This is a genomic window from Avibacterium sp. 21-595, assembly GCF_023611905.1.
Classification (GTDB): domain Bacteria; phylum Pseudomonadota; class Gammaproteobacteria; order Enterobacterales; family Pasteurellaceae; genus Avibacterium.
Genome location: NZ_CP091455.1, coordinates 1,420,421 through 1,439,410, shown reverse-complemented (window position 1 = coordinate 1,439,410; position 18,990 = coordinate 1,420,421). Strand labels below are relative to the sequence as shown.

The following is an 18,990-nucleotide window of genomic DNA, read 5'->3' as shown; positions in this document are numbered from 1 at the left end:
TATTTTTCAGGTAAGGTTATTTTTTGCGAGGCAGATCAAATTTCGAGAATTTTCGCATAAAAATGACTAAAAATTTGGTGCTATAATTCACCGCACTTTGAAATTGAAAGGACATATTAAAAGGAGTTAATGTGAAATTAGATGAGTTAGCTAAACTTGCTGGGGTTTCCAGAACAACGGTAAGTTATGTTGTCAATGGTAAAGCAAAGCAATATAGAGTGAGTGATAAAACCATTGAAAAAGTGCAATCCTTAATCAAGGAATATGATTTTAAACCTAATGCAATGGCAGCAGGGTTGCGAGCAGGGAAAACCAATACCATCGGCTTGATTATTCCTGATTTTGAAAATATGAGCTATGCCAGAATTGCTCATCAGCTTGAGCAAAAATTTCGTGAAAAAGGTTATCAACTCTTGATCGCTTGTTCTAATGATAATCCAAATAATGAAATGGCTTGTGCCAAACACCTTTTTCAGCGCAAAATTGATGCGTTAATTGTTTCAACCTCATTACCCACAGAGAATGGGTTTTATCAGCAAAGTAAGGTGCCTGTATTTGGTTTTGACCGAAAAGTCAGCGCGGATAATGTGGTTAATGTGCTATCTGATGATAGGAATGATGCTTATCGTCTAGCGCAAGATTTATTTAAACAGCAATCGTTTAAAAATGTTCTCTTTTTTGGGGCGCTGCCCGAACTTCCAACCAGCAAGGAACGTGAAGTAGGATTTTGTCAGGCATTAAAAGAGCGGTCGGAAAATTCAGCAGAATTTCTTTATAGCGAGCAATTCCACCGAGATTCTGCGGCACAAACCTTTGAGCAATGGCTTGTCACAAATCCCTTGCCAGATGCCTTATTTGTTACCTCTTTAACCTTGTTACAGGGGATATTCCAAGTGCTATTAAGGCAGAATAAAGGCATTCCACAACAATTAGCCATTGCTACTTTTGGCGATCACGAAATGTTAGAACTATTAGCCAATAAAACTCTCTGTGCAGTGCAGGATCATAAGAAAATTGCGGATAAATTGTTAGATTTAGTGCTAGAACGCCTTAAGCATAAATCAACCCAAGAAAGCTTACCTGCACCGAGTAAGATCTTGCGAGATTTAGTTTATCATTGCTAATCAGAGAAAGGCGGTGGGGGGAGCGGTTCTGGCTTGCCTAAAAAGTGCGGTTCTTTTTCAACAAGAAGATCTAATACGGCTTGCAAACGAGCAAAAAACTCACGGAAGCGGACAAACATATAGCCGCTCGGATAGTCTGCCGCAAAACAGATCGCATCAATATTATGGTATTTGGCAATAAACAAAGCCCGCTCACAATGAAAGCGCTGTGTAATGATGGTGATCGAATGGGCTTTAAAAACCTGATCAGCACGGATGACGGAATCTAAGGTACGAAATCCCGCATAATCTAAATACATAAATTCCTCTGGTATCCCCATTTTTATGAGGTCTTTAAACATTGTTCGTGGCTCATTATATTCCATTGTGCGGTTATCCCCACTTAGTAGCAAATAATCTACTTTCCGTTCTTTAAACAGGTTATTCGCCGCTAATAACCGATAGGAATAGAATAAATTTGGCGTATTTTTACTGAAATATTTTGATGTACCTAACACCAATCCATAAGGGCGATAGGGCAATTTTGCTATATCGGTATAAATACCTTGACGAACATAAAAGCCAATGGCTTGATCGACAAGCACAAGCAATAAGCTACAAAGAAAAATGAGGAACAGGCTATACCGTAGAACTTTTCTAGGCAGGTAGCGAACCCATCGAAAAGAAAAAAGGTAACGGAAAAAGGATTTCAGCATAAAATTCGTATTTTTTTATCTTTTGCGTATCAAAATAATAAAAAAGACTAGTAAATTCAAGCAAATTTATTCTAAAATACGTCTAGAGGTTTAGACGTCTAAAAATCTTGGCGAGGTATAAGGCTAACGGTAGTCTATGTTGCCTAACCTTTGCAAGATGGCATCAATGGAATAATGGACTAGGTAATGGCAGTACAAACAGCAACACTTTTTACTCAAACACCACTCAAACTCACTTTAGCTGGACAGCTTGAGCATATTGATGTTGCCTACCAAACCTATGGCAAGTTAAATGCGGATAAAAGTAATGCCGTGTTGATTTGCCACGCATTAACGGGAGATGCAGAACCCTATCACCCTGATCCCAACCAAACAGGTTGGTGGCAGAACTTTATGGGCGAAGGTTTGGCATTAGATACATCAAAATATTTTTTCATTTGTTCTAACGTGCTAGGTGGTTGCAAAGGGACAACAGGGCCTTCTTCGGTAAATCCAAAAACACAAAAGCCTTATGGCAGCCAGTTTCCGCATATTCTTGTGCAAGATATTGTAAAAGTACAAAAGGCGCTGCTCGATTATCTTCAAATCCCACATTTAAAAGGCATTGTTGGAGGGTCATTTGGCGGAATGCAAGCCACTCAATGGGCAATAGATTATCCGGATTTTATGGATAACATCGTAAACCTTTGCTCTTCCCTGTATTTTAGTGCAGAAGCTATCGGCTTTAATCACGTTATGCGTCAAGCCATTATAACTGATCCTAATTTTAATAATGGCGATTATTATGAGGGTGAGCCACCTATGCAAGGGTTATCTATTGCGCGAATGTTAGGAATGCTTACCTATCGTACTGATATTCAGCTTGCCAAAGCCTTTGGGCGTGCGACGAAAGTAGAAGGGCAGTACTGGGGAGACTATTTCCAAGTAGAATCTTATCTCAGTTATCAAGGGCAGAAATTTCTCGATCGTTTTGATGCGAATAGCTATTTGCATTTGTTGCGTGCCTTGGATTTATATGATCCCGCCTTAGGTTATGAAAACACATATCAAGCGTTATCACGCATTACCGCACGTTATAGCCTAATTGCGGTGAGCAATGATCAGCTTTTTAAAGCGGTGGACGTGAGAAAAAGTAGAGCAATGCTTGAAGACGCAGGGGTAAATTTAACTTATCACGAGTTTCCTTCTGATTATGGACACGATGCGTTTTTAGTGGCTTACGATGCTTTTGAAGGACTTATTCGTCAGGGATTAGAAAGCGAGTAATGCTTAAAATCGCGAAAAAATTAAGGGCTGAGAAATATCAGCCCTGATTTTTATCTGAACAGAGATTAAATTAAATTACTCACAAAAATAACTAAAATAATCAATGGAACGACATATTTTACATAGTTGAACCAAATGTTGGTGAAAGTAGAATTTGGTTTATCAGAAAGCTCTTTTTTTGCTTCCTCTTTCAACACAAAGCCGACGAAAATCGCACAGCCAAGTGCGGTGAGTAAAAAGAGAATATTTCCACTCACATAATCAAAAGCATCAAAAATACTTTTTCCAAAGAAGGTGACGTCTTTCAGTAAGTTATCGCTCAAAATAGATGGAATATTACCAAGTAAGAAAATTCCTCCAAGGGTGAGCATAATTGCTTTGCCTCGGCGCATTCTGAGTTTTTCTTGTAGTGCGGTGATAATCACTTCATAAATCGTGATAGAAGTGGTTAGTGCCGCAATGAGCAATAAACTAAAGAAGATAATGGCAAAAATGCGTCCAGCCCACATATGTGAGAACACAATAGGTAAACTTTGGAAGACAAGCGTTGGACCAGCATTGGGTTCAATACCAAAGCTGAATAACGATGGAAAAATCATAAATCCTGCTAAGACCGCAATAATGGTATTGGTAAAGCCAGTGATCACGGCAGTTTGTACTAAATTTTCTTCTTTACTGAGATAGCTTGAAAGGGTAATTAGCACGCCAAAACCTAAGCTAAGTGCAAAGAAAACTTGACCTAACACCATAATAAATAACTGCGGTGTAATTTTAGAAAAATCAGGTTTGAGATAATAAATAATGCCTTCTGCTGCGCCGGGTAAGGTGATGTTGCGGATAACCATTCCAATAAGGAAGATAAACAATAATGGCATTAAATATTTTACCGAACGTTCAATCCCACCGATAATCCCTTTCGCTAAAATAACATAGTTAATGGCGACAAAAATAAAGGTATAAAGGGCAATTTGTAGCGGGCTATTGCTAATGCTCTGTTCATAGAAGGTTTTGGCATACTCTTTGCTAATGGTGCTAGAAATATCAAGGCTACCAGAAATCAAGCTAATGATATAATTCATCACCCAACCGCCGAGTACCATATAATAAGCCATAATGCCGAATGCTCCGAGCAAGCCCATATAGCCAATAATTTTCCAATATTTTGAATGGGGTTTTGCGGTCAGTTTATCTTCAAAGGCATCAATGGAATTGACACGCAAACGGCGACCAATGACGTTTTCCACTAAGATCATCGGGATACCAATCACGATCATTGCTACGCAGAATAATAAAACGTATGCACCGCCGCCGTTTTCACCAACTAAATAAGGGAAACGCCAAGTCGCGCCAAATCCTACGGTTGCACCAGCCACAGTCATAATATAGGTTAAGCGGCTTGACCAAGTTTGTCGTTCAGATTTTTTTGTTGTCATAAATTACCTTAATTTTCAGTTTTGTCTTTGTATTCACAAAGATCTTCAATAATACAAGAACCGCAGCGAGGTTTGCGTGCAATGCAGGTATAACGCCCGTGCAAAATAAGCCAATGATGCACATCAACTTTAAATTCAGCTGGAACAACCTTGAGTAATTTTTCTTCTACCTGTAATACGGTTTTGCCGGGGGCAAAGTTTGTCCGATTACAGACACGGAAAATATGGGTATCTACCGCAATGGTAGGCTGACCAAATGCCGTATTTAACACCACATTCGCGGTTTTTCGCCCAACACCTGCTAAGGCTTCAAGTTCCTCACGCGTTTGCGGAATTTCACCATTGTGTTTTTCGATCAGATCACGACAGGTTTTAATAATATTCTCAGCTTTACTATTAAATAGACCAATGGTTTTAATATAGCTTTTTAAGCCATCTAATCCAAGATCTAAAATCGCTTGTGGTGTATTTGCCACAGGGAAGAGTTTTGCGGTGGCTTTATTCACCCCTTTATCTGTTGCCTGTGCAGACAAAATTACCGCGATCAATAACTCAAAAGGTGAATGATAATTCAATTCCGTCGTTGGATGAGGATTTTGATCCCGCAATCGCGTTAAAATTTCAATACGTTTTTGTTTATTCATTGTATTTATTGTTTTTTATCATCAATCAAGTTTTTCATCGCCAAAATTAACCCCAAACCAAGGAATGCCCCGGGAGGTAAAATAGCGAGTAAAAAGCTACTGTTTAGCTCAAAAAGATTTAAATGTAATGTGGTAGCCCAGTTGCCAAGCAGATTTTCCATTCCCATAAACAGTTTGCCTGTGCCTAACACTTCACGAATTGCCCCCAGTATTAACAAGCTAAACGCCATTCCTACGCCCATTGCAAAGCCATCAAAAAGTGAAAGCCATACACCATTTTTTGACGCAAAGGCTTCTGCACGACCAATGACAATACAGTTGGTGACAATTAAAGGAATAAAAATCCCTAAAGATTGATAAAGCGTGTACGTGTAAGCATTCATCATTAACTGCACAATGGTTACCGTAGTAGCAATAATCATCACATAAATAGGAATACGAATGGCGTGTGGAATATGCTTGCGGAATAGCGAAACCACTACATTGGTACACATTAGCACTACAATGGTCGCAATGCCTAAACCAAGGGCATTTGTCGCCGAGCTAGATACCGCAAGCAATGGGCAAAGCCCTAAAAGTTGCACAAGTGCGGGGTTATTATGCCAAAAGCCTTGCTTAAATAATTCACCCCATTGGCTTTTTACTTCGCTTATTGGCAGTTGAGATGGTGGTGTTTCCGCAGTGAAATCCATCTCATTTCCTAAAGTGCGGTGGGTTTTTTCACGATTTTCATTCATCAGTTTTGCTCCTCTTTCACCGCATTCACCTTCATTTGTTGTAACAAAGGTAAGGCAGAACGCTTGATTTGATTGACAATCGCGCGTGGCGTAATGGTTGCCCCAGTAAATTGATCAAATTGCCCACCGTCTTTTTTTACCGCCCAATCATTGAGATTATCGGTGCTAATTTTTTTGTGATTAAAGCTCAGCACCCAATCAGAAATACGTAATTCAATTTTATCGCCTAAGCCCGGTGTTTCTTTATGTTCAAGTACACGCAAGCCTAATACTTCACCTTGTGGCGTAATGCCAACAAGAAAACGAATATTGCCTGAATAGCCGTCTGGCGCAATGGTTTCATAGGCATAAGCCACTGGCTGATGATTTTTCTCCACGACACAGATTTTCTCAATACGCAAGGTTTTTGCTTGAGCAAAATGAGGCTCATCGCAACTGGTGAGTAAATCGTTATCATAGCTTTGCGGTGGAATAATTTGTGCGAGCAATTCTGCTTGTTGGTTGGCGATTGCTTGCGTAATAGGGGCTTTTGTTAAGAAATACACCGCAGCAGAAAGTGCGGTACAAATTAACGCAATAACACCTAAGATCACGCCATAGCGGAGGCTAATTTTTACCGTTTGCATTGCTTATTTCCTTCTATGTCCAGCCACGCGCGGGCGCGTGTAGTGATCAATGAGTGGCACACAAATATTTGCCAATAACACAGCAAATGCCACACCATCAGGGTAGTTACCATTGAAGCGGATCAGGCACACCAGTAAGCCAATAATCGCACCAAAAACCAGTTTACCTTTTGGGGTAATGGAAGAGGTAACAGGATCGGTTGCAATGAAAAATGCCCCGAACATCGTTGCACCACTAAACCACTGCCATAAAGGGCTTGGCACATAAGAAGAAAGCAGCCAATGTAGTCCACTTACTAGTAACATTGTGGATAAAAAAGCCGTTGGAATTTGCCAATGAATAATTTTTTTCCAAATTAAAAAGAGCCCACCGAGTAAGAAGAAAAAATTCACTTGTGCCCAACCTAAACCAAGGTTGAGTTCCCCTTTTAACGGCAATACTTGTGCAAAAATCGGTGATTGATTGACTTCACTTATCGCCATATTGATTTTGCTTGCCGTTTTGACGGAATCTAACGGCGTGGCTTGAGTAATACCATCAATGGAATTGGTTAATTGATGTAGGTTGAAACCATCTGTGGTGATGCCGTGGAAAATCAACTGATAAGCATCTTGCAGGCTAGGCGGTTCATTTAATAGGGTTACAGGGGGAAGCCAAGCAGTCATTTGCACCGGAAAGGAAATGAGCAATACCACATAACCGACCATTGCAGGGTTAAACAAATTTTGCCCCAAGCCGCCATAAACGTGTTTGCCGAGTATTACGGCGCAGAATGTGCCAATTAAAATCACCCAATAAGGCGCATAAGGCGGAATTGCCATCGCGAGCATTAATGCCGTTAGCACGACGCTGAAATCACTAATGTAAAACAGGGTTGGTTTTTTGCGTAAGCGAGTAACGATAAATTCCAACACTAACGCAAAGGAAATAGCGAGTAGGCTTTGAATCAACACACCAAAACCAAAATAATAAACTTGTGCCGCGAAAGCGGGCAACATAGCCAGTGCAACCCACAGCATAATGCGAGCAGTTAATTTGCCCGAGTGGGTATGTGGCGAACTCATCATTTTAAACATTGATAAACCTTATTCTTTTTCCTTGGATTGATTTTCTTTTGCCTGTTTCTTCGCTTTTGCTCGTGCAATTGCTGCCGCAATAGCCGCTTTTTTCGGATCAAGTGCGGTAGGATTTTCTTGCGTTTTTTCAACCGCACTTTGTATTGCCGCGTTTTCGTGATTTTCTATCACACCTTGTGCTGCCGTTGAGGCTTCGCGGTTTTCTATCGCACTTTCGCGGTGTTCGCTTTCCATAGTCCCTTGTTTTTCAACAAGTGGCTGCGTCGCGTGGGAAGATTGTGCCGTGCCATTCTGTGCTTGTTTCTTCGCTTTTGCCCGTGCAATTGCCGCCGCAATAGCGGCTTTTTTCGGATCAAGTGCGGTGGGATTTTCTTGCGTTTTTTCAACCGCACTTTGTATTGCCGTTGCGTTTTCGCGGTTTTCAATCACACCTTGTGCTGACGTTGCGCTTTCGCTGTTTTCTATCGCACTTTCACGGTGTTCACTTTTCACAGCCTCTTGCTCTTCAACAAGTTGCGACGTTGCGTGGGCAGATTGTGCCGTGCCATTCTGTGCCTGTTTCTTCGCTTTTGCCCGCGCAATAGCGGCTTTTTTCGGAGCAAGTGCGGTGGGATTTTCTTGCGTTTTTTCAACTACACTTTGTGTTGTCGTTGCGTTTTCGCGATTTTCAATCACACCTTGTGCTGCCGTTGCACTTTCGCAGTTTTCTATCGCACTTTCGCGGTGTTCACTTTCCACAGCCCCTTGTTCTTCAATAAGTGGCTGCGTCGCGTGGGCAGATTGTGCCGTGCCATTCTGTGCCTGTTTCTTCGCTTTTGCTCGTGCAATAGCCGCCGCAATAGCGGCTTTTTTCGGATCAAGTGCGGTAGGATTTTCTTGCGTTTTTTCAACCGCACTTTGTATTGCCGTTGAGTTTTCGTGGTTTTCAATCACACCTTGTGCTGGCGTTGCGTTTTCGCGGTTTTCTATCGCACTTTCGCGGTGTTCACTTTTCACAGCCTCTTGTTCTTCAACAAGTTGCGACGTTGCGTGGGCAGATTGTGGCGTGCCATTCTGTGCTTGTTTCTTCGCTTTTGCTCGTGCAATTGCCGCCGCAATAGCGGCTTTTTTAGGATCAAGTGCGGTGGGATTTTCTTGCGCTTTTTCAACCGCACTTTGTATTGCCGTTGAGTTTTCGCGGTTTTCAATCACACCTTGTGCTGACGCTGCACTTTTGCGGTTTTCTATCGCACTTCCACTATTTGTTTGAGTTGAATTTTCTGTGGTGTTGGTTTTTGCGTTTTCAGGTTGTGCATTATGGCTTGAGGCTTGTTTTCTTGCTTTGGCTCGTGCGAGTGCGGCAGCAATAGCGGCTTTTTTTGGATCAACTGTGAGATTTTCCGCAGAATTTGTGTTCTGTGGATTTTCTTGCATTTGATTTTCTGATGCAGCACGTTCTTGTTCTGCTTGTTGGCGAGCTAAGCGACGAGCTTTGCGTTGCGCCATAATACCGGAATTATCTGGTTGAAGCTGACCTTTTTCATCCACAAAGGTTTTTACATTTGGACTTTCGTTGTCCGTTTGTTTTTTGGCTTTTAGGCGCGCTAATGCCGCTTGAACAGGATCTATGCCGTTTTGTTTTGCGATTTCTTCACGACGCGCTTCGGCAGCACGTTGGGTACGCGCTTTGCGGGCTTGTTCTTCTTTCTCTAAACGTGCTTGGCGCGCTTCAAAGCGTAGTTTGGCTTCGTGGGATTTTTGTGCTTGTTCTTTGATTTCCCAAATTTTTGCTTTTTCTTGACGGAAATATTGGATAAGCGGAATGTGGCTTGGGCAAACATAGGCACACAAGCCACATTCGATACAATCTTGCAGGGCATATTGTTCTGATTTTTGATGATCTTCACTGCGTGCAAACCAATAGAGTTGCTGTGGCATTAAATGCACAGGACAAGCATCAGAGCAGGCAGAACAGCGAATACAAGCTTGTTCAGGTTCGGGTTCGGCATACTCAAAATGATCAGGCGCAAGTAAGCAGTTGGTGATTTTTGTAACTGGCGCGCTGAGATTTGGCAAAATAAAGCCCATCATAGGTCCGCCCATAAACACGGGAAAACGCCCATCATATTGGTAGCCGACTTGTTGCAATAGTGCAGAAATAGGTGTTCCCAAGCGTACCCATAAATTGCCTTTGTGGGGGATTTTATCACCTGTTAGCGTTACCACCCGTTCAATTAAAGGTTCGTCATTTATCACCGCTCTTTTGATCGCAAAAGCGGTGCCAACATTGTGCATTAGTACGCCAATGCTGGAAGAACGCTGTCCTCTTGGTACTTCAATGCCGGTTAGCACTTGAATAAGCTGTTTTGCCGCACCAGAAGGATATTTTGTGGGAATAACACGAATTTCAATATCATTTGCCCCTTTTAAGGCGTGTTTAAGGGCTTTAACGGCGTTGGGTTTATTGTCCTCAATGGCGATGACCACTTTTTCGGGGCTTAAAATATAGCGTAAGATCCGTATTCCTTCGATGATCTCGTTAGGATAATCTTGCATTAGCCGATCATCACAGGTGATATAAGGTTCACATTCTGCACCATTGATAATCAGCAGTTTTACTTTATTTTCTGCCGATTGAATTTTAGCCGCAGTAGGGAACACGGCACCGCCTAACCCCGCAATGCCGGCGTGATAAATTTTTTCGATAAGCTGTTCTGGCGTTTGGGTGAGAAAATCCTCAATCGGGTGTTGTGTACGCCATTGGTCTTTACCGTCTGCCTGAATTTGAATGGTTAGCTCAGGTAAGCCAGAAGGGTGAGCGGCAATATAAGGGGTAATGGCCGTAACAATGCCTGAAGTTGGGGCGTGTACGGGCAGATTACGCAAGCCTTCACCTAAGGTTAATGGCTGACCCTTTAGTACCTTATCCCCTTCTTTTACCAACAGATTTCCCGCATTGCCTGCGTGCTGTTTAACTGGTACATAGTAGGTTTCTACCAACGCCGCTGGGCGAATTGGGACGTGATTAGATTGTGATTTCATTTCAGGCGGATGAATTCCTCCTGCGAAATCCCATAATTTTCCAGAATTAAAATGGGTTAATACATCAGCCATTATTTTTCCGCTCCCTGATTCTTTGAGTTGCGGTTTGCGGTAATATCTAACACCGGAATGGTTAAGCTGGGATCGAATTTCCAATCCCAATGATCAATATCTTGTTCTATTTTTATCATTGAAATGCAATCTGTCGGGCAAGGCGCAACACAGAGTTCACAACCTGTACAAAGATCTGGAATGACGGTGTGCATCGCTTTATTGGTGCCAATAATGGCATCAACGGGGCAGGCCTGAATACATTTGGTGCAGCCAATACACATCGCTTCGTGAATCAGTGCGACTTTTGCGGCGTTATCTTCTTCATCAAATTCTGTTGCAGGTACGTCCACGCCTAATAAATCGGCAATTTTAACCACTAATGGCTGCCCACCTGGAATACATTTGGTAATCACATCACCTTGTGCAATTGCTTCAGCATAAGGTTTACAGCCGGGATAGCCACATTGCCCGCATTGGCTTTGTGGGAGCAGTGCATCAATTTTTTCTACGATAGGATCCACTTGCACTTTCAGTTTGATTGAGGCTAAACCTAAAATAGCACCAAAAATTAAAGCAAGCACGCTGATAGCGAGAAGGACATAATATAATGTTGTCATTTTACATTCTCACTATGCCAGCAAAGCCCATAAAGGCAAGGGACATTAGCCCTGCTGTAATCAAGGCGATAGATGCACCGCGAAATGGTATTGGCACATCTGCAGCGGCAAGGCGTTCACGCAAGGCGGCAAATAGCACCAACACAAGGGAAAAACCGAGTGAAGCGCCAAAACCGTAAACCACGGATTGGGTTAAATTATGGGCTAAATTGACATTGAGTAATGCCACGCCTAACACCGCACAGTTGGTGGTGATAAGGGGCAAAAATACACCGAGTAGGCGATAAAGGGTTGGGCTTGTTTTGTGAATGACCATTTCAGTAAATTGCACCACCACAGCAATCACTAAAATAAACACTAAGGTGCGTAAAAAATTGCCATTAAATGGCGTCAGTAAGTAGCGATCAATTAAATAAGAGCAAAGGGAGGCAACGGTGAGTACAAACATTGTAGCAAGCCCCATTCCAATGGCAGTTTCGATTTTTTTCGATACCCCCATAAAAGGACAAAGCCCTAGGAATTTCACTAGGACAAAGTTATTAATAAGTGCGGTGCTAATAATTAATAAAATATAGTCAGTCATCGGTTCATTATCCTTGCTTTCATTGCATTGTTATGATTTTTATATAGTTGAAAGCCAAGTTGTCAGAAAAAATCTCGCTCGCTATTATCCTAGTTTCTTGCTGGGATAACAATAGAAAATTTTAGGTAGATGTTGAATTTATAGCGATTATGACGTAGGCTTACGTTGTATTTTATCTATTCAATAAAGGAAAGAAAATGCTAAAAGAAGAAGGGTATGATGCGTTTTTGGCGGAAAGGATTGCAGAGGGAATTGCCGCCGCGGAGCGGAGGGAAGTAATGTCTTTGGAAGAATGGAAAAAACACACCGATGAATTATTAAAACGAAAAGCCCTAGAATTAGACGCTTTAACTCGAGAAGAAGAGCTAGAGTTAGGATATGTCAGCTAAAAAGCTAGAGATTACTTTACCTGCCATCAGACAGGTTGATGGAATTCTAACCAATGTATCAGACTATACTGGCTCTGTAAAAAGCGCAGAAAAATTAAATTCTGAGCTACAAAAAGTTTTCCAACGTATTGCATTTTTTTCCCAAAATTGGCAAGAAAAGAGGTGATGAAATGAGGGAGTTATTTTGCTACCATTACCCCATTGTCTATCGTGAATATGAAGATCGTGTCGAAATTATTACAGTTATTCATTCTCGCCGAAAATATCCCCTTTTATCTTCTTAAATTTTTTGCCAAAAACGCCGCAAAATTCTCCACTTTAAATTCAAACCCCGCGTCTATCAGGTGAGTGGGGCGAATGCGTTGGCTGTCTAATAATAATTGTGAGCGATCACCTAAAAGCCAACGTAATATAAATGCTGGCATGTTAGCGCAATGAGGGCGGTTAAGGAAATTTCCGAGCTGTTGGTTGAAATCCTGATTGGTGATCGGTTGTGGGGAAGCGAAGTTGAAGACGCCTTCATATTGTCTATTTTCTAATAAAAATAAAATTCCCGCGATCATATCTTGTAAGCTGATCCAAGCCCAATATTGTTTGCCGCTACCCAGTTTTCCGCCTAAACCTAGGCGATATAACGGTAATATTTTGCTTAATGCACCGCCGTTTGGACTTAATACCATTGCCGTGCGTAATAAACAAACGCGAGTGTTGGCTTGCCTTGCCGCGACTTCCCATTGTTGGCATAGCAGGGCGGGAAATTGTGTGCCAGCAGGTGTTTTTTCATCAATCCAATGATCTTGGTGATCACCATAGAACCCCGTCGCCGATCCTGAAATCAAGGTGTGAGGCGGACAATCGCTTTGATTGATAAGTGCGGTTAAATTTTGTGTTAAATTTACTCGGCTTGCAAAAAGTTTGGCTTTTTGTTTGGTTGTCCAGCGGTGATTGAAAATAGGTTCACCGGCTAAATTAATGACGGCATCAAATTCATTGAGATTTTTTAATAACGCAAGATGAGCAATTTGTTGCACTTCATTTGGAAACCGTTCGGGCTGAATGTTGCGTGTTAAAAGGCAAATTTTATGTCGTTTGGCGAGAAGTTGCGGGATCAAGGCTGAACCAATCAGCCCTGTGCCGCCCGTGAGTAGAATGTTCATTATAGGCTCGTTTCAAATAATTCTTGCACTCGTTGCATTAACGCTAAAATCGCCGTGCCTGAGGTCGGTGTGATAAAAATAGTATCATCTCCAGCAATCGTGCCAAGAATGCCATCGGCTTTGCCCACTGAATCTAATAAGCGAGCGATAAGCTGTGCTGCGCCGGGGCTGGTTTTCACCACGATCAAAAAATCGTTATGATCGATGTCTAATACCAAGTTTTTTAATGGGCTGCTTGACGTTGGCACGCTTAATTCAGCGGGTAAACAGTACACCATTTCCATTCGGCTGTTGCGCGTGCGCACTGCACCAAATTTGGTGAGCATTCGAGAAACTTTAGATTGATTAATATTATTAAAACCGAGCTGTTGTAGGGCGTTTACAATTTCCCCTTGTGAACCGAAACGTTCTTGTTCGAGCAAGGTTTTAAATGTAGCGATTAAATTATCATTTTTGTCTGTTGTCATCGTTTTAGGCTTCATAATAAGGTTGTATTGCAAATATGGGCAGGAATTTTGCATAAAAATTCAATTTTTAGCAAGTTGAAAACACCATAATAGAAAGGAAATTCAACAAGGTTGAAATAAATTTTTTAAAACTTTGAATTAGATCTCACTATTGAATTTCTCTGTTTGAATTTGCTAGGGGATAAGTCTAAAATTCAACTAATTTGATTTATAACCAAAAAGAGGAGTATTAGATGAAAGTTGCAGTTTTAGGTGCCGCAGGCGGAATTGGTCAAGCCTTAGCATTATTGTTAAAGTTACAGCTACCAGCTGGTTCAGAATTATCGCTTTATGATATTGCCCCTGTTACGCCCGGTGTCGCCGTGGACGTTAGCCATATCCCAACCGCGGTAAAAGTGCAGGGGTTCTCAGGTGAAGATCCTACACCCGCGTTACAAGGCGCAGATGTGGTGTTAATTTCTGCGGGGGTTGCACGCAAGCCGGGTATGGATCGTTCAGATTTATTTAATATTAATGCGGGAATTGTGCGTAATCTGGTTGAAAAAGTTGCGCAAGCTTGCCCGAAAGCCTGTATTGGGATCATCACAAATCCAGTCAATACAACAGTAGCTATTGCGGCAGAAGTGTTGAAAAAAGCAGGTGTTTATGACAAACGTAAATTATTTGGTGTTACGACACTTGATGTTCTTCGTTCTGAAACTTTTGTGGCAGCGTTAAAAGGACTTGATGTATCTCGTACAGCTGTGCCAGTGATTGGTGGACATTCAGGGGTAACCATTTTACCGCTATTATCTCAAGTGCCGTATGCACAATGGAAAGAGGAAGAAATTGCGCCACTGACAAAACGTATCCAAAATGCCGGAACAGAAGTGGTGGAAGCAAAAGCGGGCGGCGGTTCTGCAACCCTTTCTATGGCACAAGCCGCGGCACGTTTTGCCCGTTCTTTAGTAAAAGGTCTGAGCGGTCAAACTGTGGTGGAATGTAGTTATGTAGAGGGCGATGGTAAATACGCACGTTTCTTCGCTCAGCCAGTTCGTTTAGGTAAAGAAGGGGTTGAAGAAATTCTGCCAATTGGTGAATTAAGTGCTTTTGAACAAAAAGCATTAGAAGATATGCTACCAACATTACGTGCTGATATTGAATTAGGCGAGAAATTTGTTAATGGCTAATTTTTAGCTAGAAAGTAAAAAAGGGCATTTTTTGTGATGCCCTTTTTTAATGGCGGTGATGGGCATTATTTCACACTTTGCCCCAAATGAATTTCATAACCCAAATTAATAATATGGCTTTGCACAGGGAGGCCTTTTAAACGGTTTAGTAATTCTTGTGCGGCGATCTTGCCAATTTCTAACCTTGGCGTAATCACGGTTGCGAGCTGGGGGGTCATTGATTGTCCGACATCGTGGCCGTGAAAGCCAGCAATCGCCATTTCCTGTGGGATTTTAATCCCTAATCGTTGGCATTCGAAGATAGCCCCTATGGCTAAATCATCATTGGTACAAAAAATTCCATTAGTGTCAGGATATTCACTCAAGGCTTGGCGAAGTAAATGTGCGCCTAAGGTGAAAGAAGAGGGTTCAGAGGTAATTAAACTATGTGGCGTGAGACCGTGCTTTTTCATTGCATTTTCATAGCCTTGCATTTTTAATTGGGTGCGTTTATCCATTCGAGCAGTAAAATATACGATCTTGTTATGACCATAATGGATCATCGTTTCTACCATAGATTGTGCCGCCGCCACATTATCAAAGCCTACCACTTGTTGAATACCCATTTCGCTACTATCCATAATTTCAATCACAGGAATATTGGCGACTTCCAACATTTTTAGGGTTCGAGGGCTATGATGATTTTCCGATAAAATCAAGCCGTCCACATTATAAGAAAGTAGGCTTTCAATACGTTGTTCCTCTTTTTTTTCGCTATATCCGTAGTGTGCAACCATTGTTTGATAGCCCGCTTTGTCTGTAATTAGCTCAATGCCTTTTAGCACTTCAGCAAATACTTGGTTTGTTAGTGAGGGGAGTAATACACCAATGGCAAGGCTTTTCGCATTAGATAAAATATCTGGCGCACGATTAGGGATATAGCCAAATTGCTCAATCGCCTTGGCAATTTTTTGCTGGGTTTCTGGTGCAACAGAATCGGGCTGACGTAAATAACGGCTAATCGTCATTTTCGTTAAACCAAGATGCTCGGCAATCATTTGTAATGTAGGGCGTTTTCGTCTATTCATTAGTGATATTTATCAGCAAAATAATAAGGCACATTTTAACTGATTTAAGACAAAAATTTCACAAAAAATCACTGCACTTAATAAATCAGCGTATAATAACCTCATTCACTCATCAGTTGATGGTAACGCGAGGATGCTATGCAAAAAGAAACTAAGCAAAAAGAAACAGATCTTACCGATGTACAAAATGCGCTAGATCAAACGGTGGCAGAAACCATTCGTTTAACACAATACAGTCACGGCGCAGGGTGCGGTTGTAAAATTTCACCAAAAGTCTTAGAAACCATTTTACATTCAGAAATGGAAAAGTTTGTTGATCCAAATTTATTGGTTGGCAATGAAACCAAAGATGATGCTGCTGTTTATGATATTGGTAATGGATTAGGCATTATTAGTACAACGGACTTCTTTATGCCGATAGTCGATGATCCTTTTGATTTTGGGCGTATTGCGGCGACTAATGCCATTAGTGATATTTATGCGATGGGAGGCAAACCGATAATGGCAATTGCTATTTTAGGTTTCCCAATTAAATTGTTACCACCGAGTGTGGCAAAACGGATTGTTGAAGGTGGACGCTTTGCTTGCCAACAAGCCGGTATCGCCCTGGCTGGTGGGCATTCTATTGATTCACCAGAACCCATTTTCGGCTTAGCCGTAACGGGAGTGATTTCTACGGACAAAGTGAAAAAGAATGCTTCTGCACAAGCAGGCTGTAAACTTTATTTGACTAAACCATTAGGCATTGGTGTTTTAACCACAGCAGAGAAAAAAGGTAAGCTTAAGCCAGAACATAAAGGGCTTGCCAGTGCAACGATGTGTCAAATGAATAAAATCGGTAGTCAATTTGCTGAATTGGAGGCAATCACCGCGATGACGGATGTAACCGGTTTTGGTTTGCTTGGCCATTTAAGTGAGATTTGTGAAGGTTCACAGCTCAAGGCTAAAGTGTATTTTGATAAAATTCATACCTTAGACGGCGTGATTCGTTATATTGAAAAAGGTTGTGTGCCGGGTGGAACAGGGCGAAATTTTGAGAGTTACGGACATAAAATTTCACCTATGAATGAGCGACAAAAAGCGGTGTTGTGTGATCCGCAAACTTCAGGTGGGTTGTTGATTGCTGTGAAGCCAGATGCAGTGGCGCAAGTAATGGCATTGGCGCAGCAAGAGGGGATTGAATTGTTTGAAGTGGGAGAACTCACTGATCAAGAACAGCAGTTTTTGATTGAAGTTGTGTAGTGCCTAAAAGAAAAATCCCTCAAATAATTGAGGGATTTTTTTATGTTTATTTTACTTGATCCAGTAAAAATTGGGTCAGCAAGTTTACAGGACGACCTGTCGCCCCTTTGTTTGCGCCTTGTAGCCACGCTGTGCCTGCAATATCTAAGTGCGCCCACGTATATTTTTTTGTGAAATTAGATAAAAATTCACCTGCGGTAATCGCACCGCCCCAACGCCCACCAATGTTGGCAAGATCAGCAAATGGAGATTTAAGTTGTTCTTGATATTCTTCGCTTAAGGGTAAACGCCAAGCTTTATCGGCACTTTGTTGTGCGGCATTTAATAGCTGTTCTGCGAGATGATCATTTGGCGACATTAAACCGCTGTTGTGCTGACCAAGTGCCACCACACAAGCCCCTGTGAGGGTGGCGACATCAATCACTAACTCAGGCTCAAAACGTTCTACATAAGTGAGCGTATCGCACAGCACTAAACGTCCTTCTGCATCGGTATTCAGCACTTCAACGGTTAAACCACTCATTGTGGTTAAAATATCGCCGGGGCGATAAGCATTGCCGTCGGGTAAATTTTCACAGCCAGCTAAGATACCAATCACATTTAATGGCAATGCTAATTCTGCTAATGCGTTCATCACGCCATAAACAGACGCAGCGCCTCCCATATCGTATTTCATTTCGTCCATACTATCCGCAGGTTTTAAGGAAATACCACCTGCATCAAAGGTTAAACCTTTACCCACTAAAACAATTGGTTTGGCTTGTGGATTAGGGTGATTGCGGTATTCAATAATGGAAAGTTGAGCTTCATTCTTACTGCCTTGAGATACCGCAAGATAGGCATTCATTCCAAGCTCTGCCATTTCTTTTTCACCCAGTACGGTGGTGCGAATGTGCGGTGATTTTTCGCTGAGTTTTTTGGCTTGCTCGGCTAAATAGGCTGGATTACACACATTAGGTGGGCAATTTGCCACATCTTTTGCTAAGGCAACACCTAATGCAATGGCTTGGCCTTGCTGAATGGCTTTTTCAGCCTCTGTAAGCTGTACCGATTCAACCGCAAACACCACTTCCTGCAAGACGGAATGTTTATCAGATTTCTGGCTTTTAAATTGATCAAATTGATAAAAACTTTCAGCAATGCCTTCCACTGCAAATCTCACATTCCAATAAAGATCACGTTCGCTGATTTGCACTTCCGTTAAAAAGTTATGCACTTGTTCCGCATTGGTAGCCTTTACTGCTTGAATAGCACTTTTGATGACTTGTTTATATTGGCGAACGCTAAGTTCTTCTTGTTTACCACAACCCACTACAAAAATGCGTTCGAGATTTGCGTTAGATAAACGCAAGGTAACCACTTCACCGAGTTTGCCTTTCATATCACCTACACGAATAAGTTGGCTAATAGCGCCTTGGCTTAATTGATCAAGTGTTTGTGCTGTGGGAGAAAGTTTTCCTTCTTCAAACACAGCAACGATAACATTACCTGTTACCGCAGAAAGTGCGGTTTTTTTTACAGTATATTTCATTTGTTCCTCACTAATTTACTGCCTTCTGTTGAAAAATACGTTATTATACGCCATTCAATTTGAAACGACTTCTATAAAAATTGCAAGCAAA

The 18,990-nt window shown here is 41.7% G+C and carries 20 protein-coding genes; 7 read left to right on the top strand and 13 right to left on the bottom strand.

The window, feature by feature from the left end:
- Positions 1 to 131: 131 nt before the first annotated feature.
- Positions 132 to 1,124 carry a catabolite repressor/activator gene (cra, locus tag L4F92_RS06690; protein WP_250363140.1) on the top strand — a complete coding sequence of 331 codons (993 nt, stop codon included), beginning with the start codon at positions 132 to 134 and terminating at the stop codon, positions 1,122 to 1,124.
- Here cra and L4F92_RS06685 read toward each other — a convergent pair.
- Positions 1,121 to 1,819, bottom strand: coding sequence for a SanA/YdcF family protein (locus L4F92_RS06685; RefSeq protein ID WP_250363139.1), 699 nt, complete (start codon positions 1,817 to 1,819; stop codon positions 1,121 to 1,123). The genes cra and L4F92_RS06685 overlap by 4 nt on opposite strands.
- Before the next feature lie 186 nt (positions 1,820 to 2,005).
- On the opposite strand from L4F92_RS06685, the gene metX reads away from it, so the two are divergent.
- Entirely contained in the window at positions 2,006 to 3,085 is a 1,080-nt protein-coding gene (gene metX, locus L4F92_RS06680) for a homoserine O-acetyltransferase MetX (RefSeq protein ID WP_250363138.1), read from the top strand.
- A gap of 65 nt (positions 3,086 to 3,150) precedes the next feature.
- On the opposite strand, the gene L4F92_RS06675 is transcribed toward metX, so the two are convergent.
- The 8 genes from L4F92_RS06675 to rsxA all read right to left on the bottom strand — a co-directional run bounded on the left by L4F92_RS06675 (position 3,151) and on the right by rsxA (position 11,877).
- Entirely contained in the window at positions 3,151 to 4,518 is a 1,368-nt protein-coding gene (locus L4F92_RS06675; RefSeq protein ID WP_250350048.1) for a sodium-dependent transporter, read from the bottom strand.
- An 8-nt stretch (positions 4,519 to 4,526) separates the two neighbouring features.
- A complete protein-coding gene (nth, locus tag L4F92_RS06670) occupies positions 4,527 to 5,162 on the bottom strand; it encodes an endonuclease III (RefSeq protein WP_250350049.1) in 636 nt (211 codons plus the stop codon).
- Positions 5,163 to 5,167: 5 nt separating this feature from the next.
- Complete coding sequence (locus L4F92_RS06665; protein ID WP_268738966.1) at positions 5,168 to 5,854, bottom strand: electron transport complex subunit E; 687 nt, start codon at positions 5,852 to 5,854, stop codon at positions 5,168 to 5,170.
- 44 nt (positions 5,855 to 5,898) lie between these two features.
- A complete protein-coding gene (gene rsxG, locus L4F92_RS06660; protein WP_250363137.1) occupies positions 5,899 to 6,525 on the bottom strand; it encodes an electron transport complex subunit RsxG in 627 nt (208 codons plus the stop codon).
- Positions 6,526 to 6,528: 3 nt separating this feature from the next.
- Positions 6,529 to 7,545 carry an electron transport complex subunit RsxD gene (rsxD, locus tag L4F92_RS06655; protein ID WP_442778855.1) on the bottom strand — a complete coding sequence of 339 codons (1,017 nt, stop codon included), beginning with the start codon at positions 7,543 to 7,545 and terminating at the stop codon, positions 6,529 to 6,531.
- A gap of 66 nt (positions 7,546 to 7,611) precedes the next feature.
- A complete protein-coding gene (gene rsxC / locus L4F92_RS06650) occupies positions 7,612 to 10,695 on the bottom strand; it encodes an electron transport complex subunit RsxC (protein WP_326938212.1) in 3,084 nt (1,027 codons plus the stop codon).
- A complete protein-coding gene (rsxB, locus tag L4F92_RS06645) occupies positions 10,695 to 11,294 on the bottom strand; it encodes an electron transport complex subunit RsxB (RefSeq protein ID WP_250363135.1) in 600 nt (199 codons plus the stop codon). The genes rsxC and rsxB overlap by 1 nt, the downstream gene beginning before the upstream one ends.
- A 1-nt stretch (position 11,295) precedes the next feature.
- Positions 11,296 to 11,877 (bottom strand): electron transport complex subunit RsxA, encoded by a 582-nt coding sequence (rsxA, locus tag L4F92_RS06640; RefSeq protein WP_250363134.1) that lies wholly within the window; start codon positions 11,875 to 11,877, stop codon positions 11,296 to 11,298.
- Between the two features lie 197 nt (positions 11,878 to 12,074).
- Here rsxA and L4F92_RS06635 point away from each other — a divergent pair, with 197 nt between their 5' ends.
- From L4F92_RS06635 to L4F92_RS06625, 3 genes are read left to right on the top strand one after another with little or no spacing between them, the layout of a single operon-like run.
- Entirely contained in the window at positions 12,075 to 12,266 is a 192-nt protein-coding gene (locus L4F92_RS06635) for a hypothetical protein (protein ID WP_250363133.1), read from the top strand.
- Positions 12,256 to 12,432 carry a hypothetical protein gene (locus tag L4F92_RS06630; RefSeq protein WP_250363132.1) on the top strand — a complete coding sequence of 59 codons (177 nt, stop codon included), beginning with the start codon at positions 12,256 to 12,258 and terminating at the stop codon, positions 12,430 to 12,432. Before L4F92_RS06635 ends, L4F92_RS06630 begins: the two co-directional genes overlap by 11 nt.
- A gap of 4 nt (positions 12,433 to 12,436) precedes the next feature.
- The gene (locus L4F92_RS06625; protein ID WP_250363131.1) at positions 12,437 to 12,550 is read left to right on the top strand and encodes a hypothetical protein; all 114 of its coding nucleotides are present in this window, start codon (positions 12,437 to 12,439) and stop codon (positions 12,548 to 12,550) included.
- On the opposite strand, the gene L4F92_RS06620 is transcribed toward L4F92_RS06625, so the two are convergent.
- Positions 12,539 to 13,423, bottom strand: coding sequence for a TIGR01777 family oxidoreductase (locus tag L4F92_RS06620; protein ID WP_250363130.1), 885 nt, complete (start codon positions 13,421 to 13,423; stop codon positions 12,539 to 12,541). The genes L4F92_RS06625 and L4F92_RS06620 overlap by 12 nt on opposite strands.
- Positions 13,423 to 13,890 carry a transcriptional regulator ArgR gene (gene argR / locus L4F92_RS06615; RefSeq protein WP_250351677.1) on the bottom strand — a complete coding sequence of 156 codons (468 nt, stop codon included), beginning with the start codon at positions 13,888 to 13,890 and terminating at the stop codon, positions 13,423 to 13,425. Before argR ends, L4F92_RS06620 begins: the two co-directional genes overlap by 1 nt.
- A gap of 233 nt (positions 13,891 to 14,123) precedes the next feature.
- Between argR and mdh the strand changes: the two genes are divergently transcribed.
- On the top strand, positions 14,124 to 15,059 hold the full coding sequence (mdh, locus tag L4F92_RS06610) for a malate dehydrogenase (RefSeq protein ID WP_250363129.1): 936 nt from the start codon (positions 14,124 to 14,126) through the stop codon (positions 15,057 to 15,059).
- A 65-nt stretch (positions 15,060 to 15,124) separates the two neighbouring features.
- Here mdh and gntR read toward each other — a convergent pair whose 3' ends face one another.
- Positions 15,125 to 16,126, bottom strand: a complete 1,002-nt coding sequence (gene gntR / locus L4F92_RS06605; protein ID WP_250363128.1) for a gluconate operon transcriptional repressor GntR — start codon at positions 16,124 to 16,126, stop codon at positions 15,125 to 15,127.
- A 204-nt stretch (positions 16,127 to 16,330) separates the two neighbouring features.
- On the opposite strand from gntR, the gene selD reads away from it, so the two are divergent.
- Complete coding sequence (selD, locus tag L4F92_RS06600; RefSeq protein WP_250364569.1) at positions 16,331 to 17,368, top strand: selenide, water dikinase SelD; 1,038 nt, start codon at positions 16,331 to 16,333, stop codon at positions 17,366 to 17,368.
- Between the two features lie 46 nt (positions 17,369 to 17,414).
- On the opposite strand, the gene L4F92_RS06595 is transcribed toward selD, so the two are convergent.
- Positions 17,415 to 18,899 carry a leucyl aminopeptidase gene (locus L4F92_RS06595; RefSeq protein ID WP_250363127.1) on the bottom strand — a complete coding sequence of 495 codons (1,485 nt, stop codon included), beginning with the start codon at positions 18,897 to 18,899 and terminating at the stop codon, positions 17,415 to 17,417.
- Positions 18,900 to 18,990: the final 91 nt, after the last annotated feature.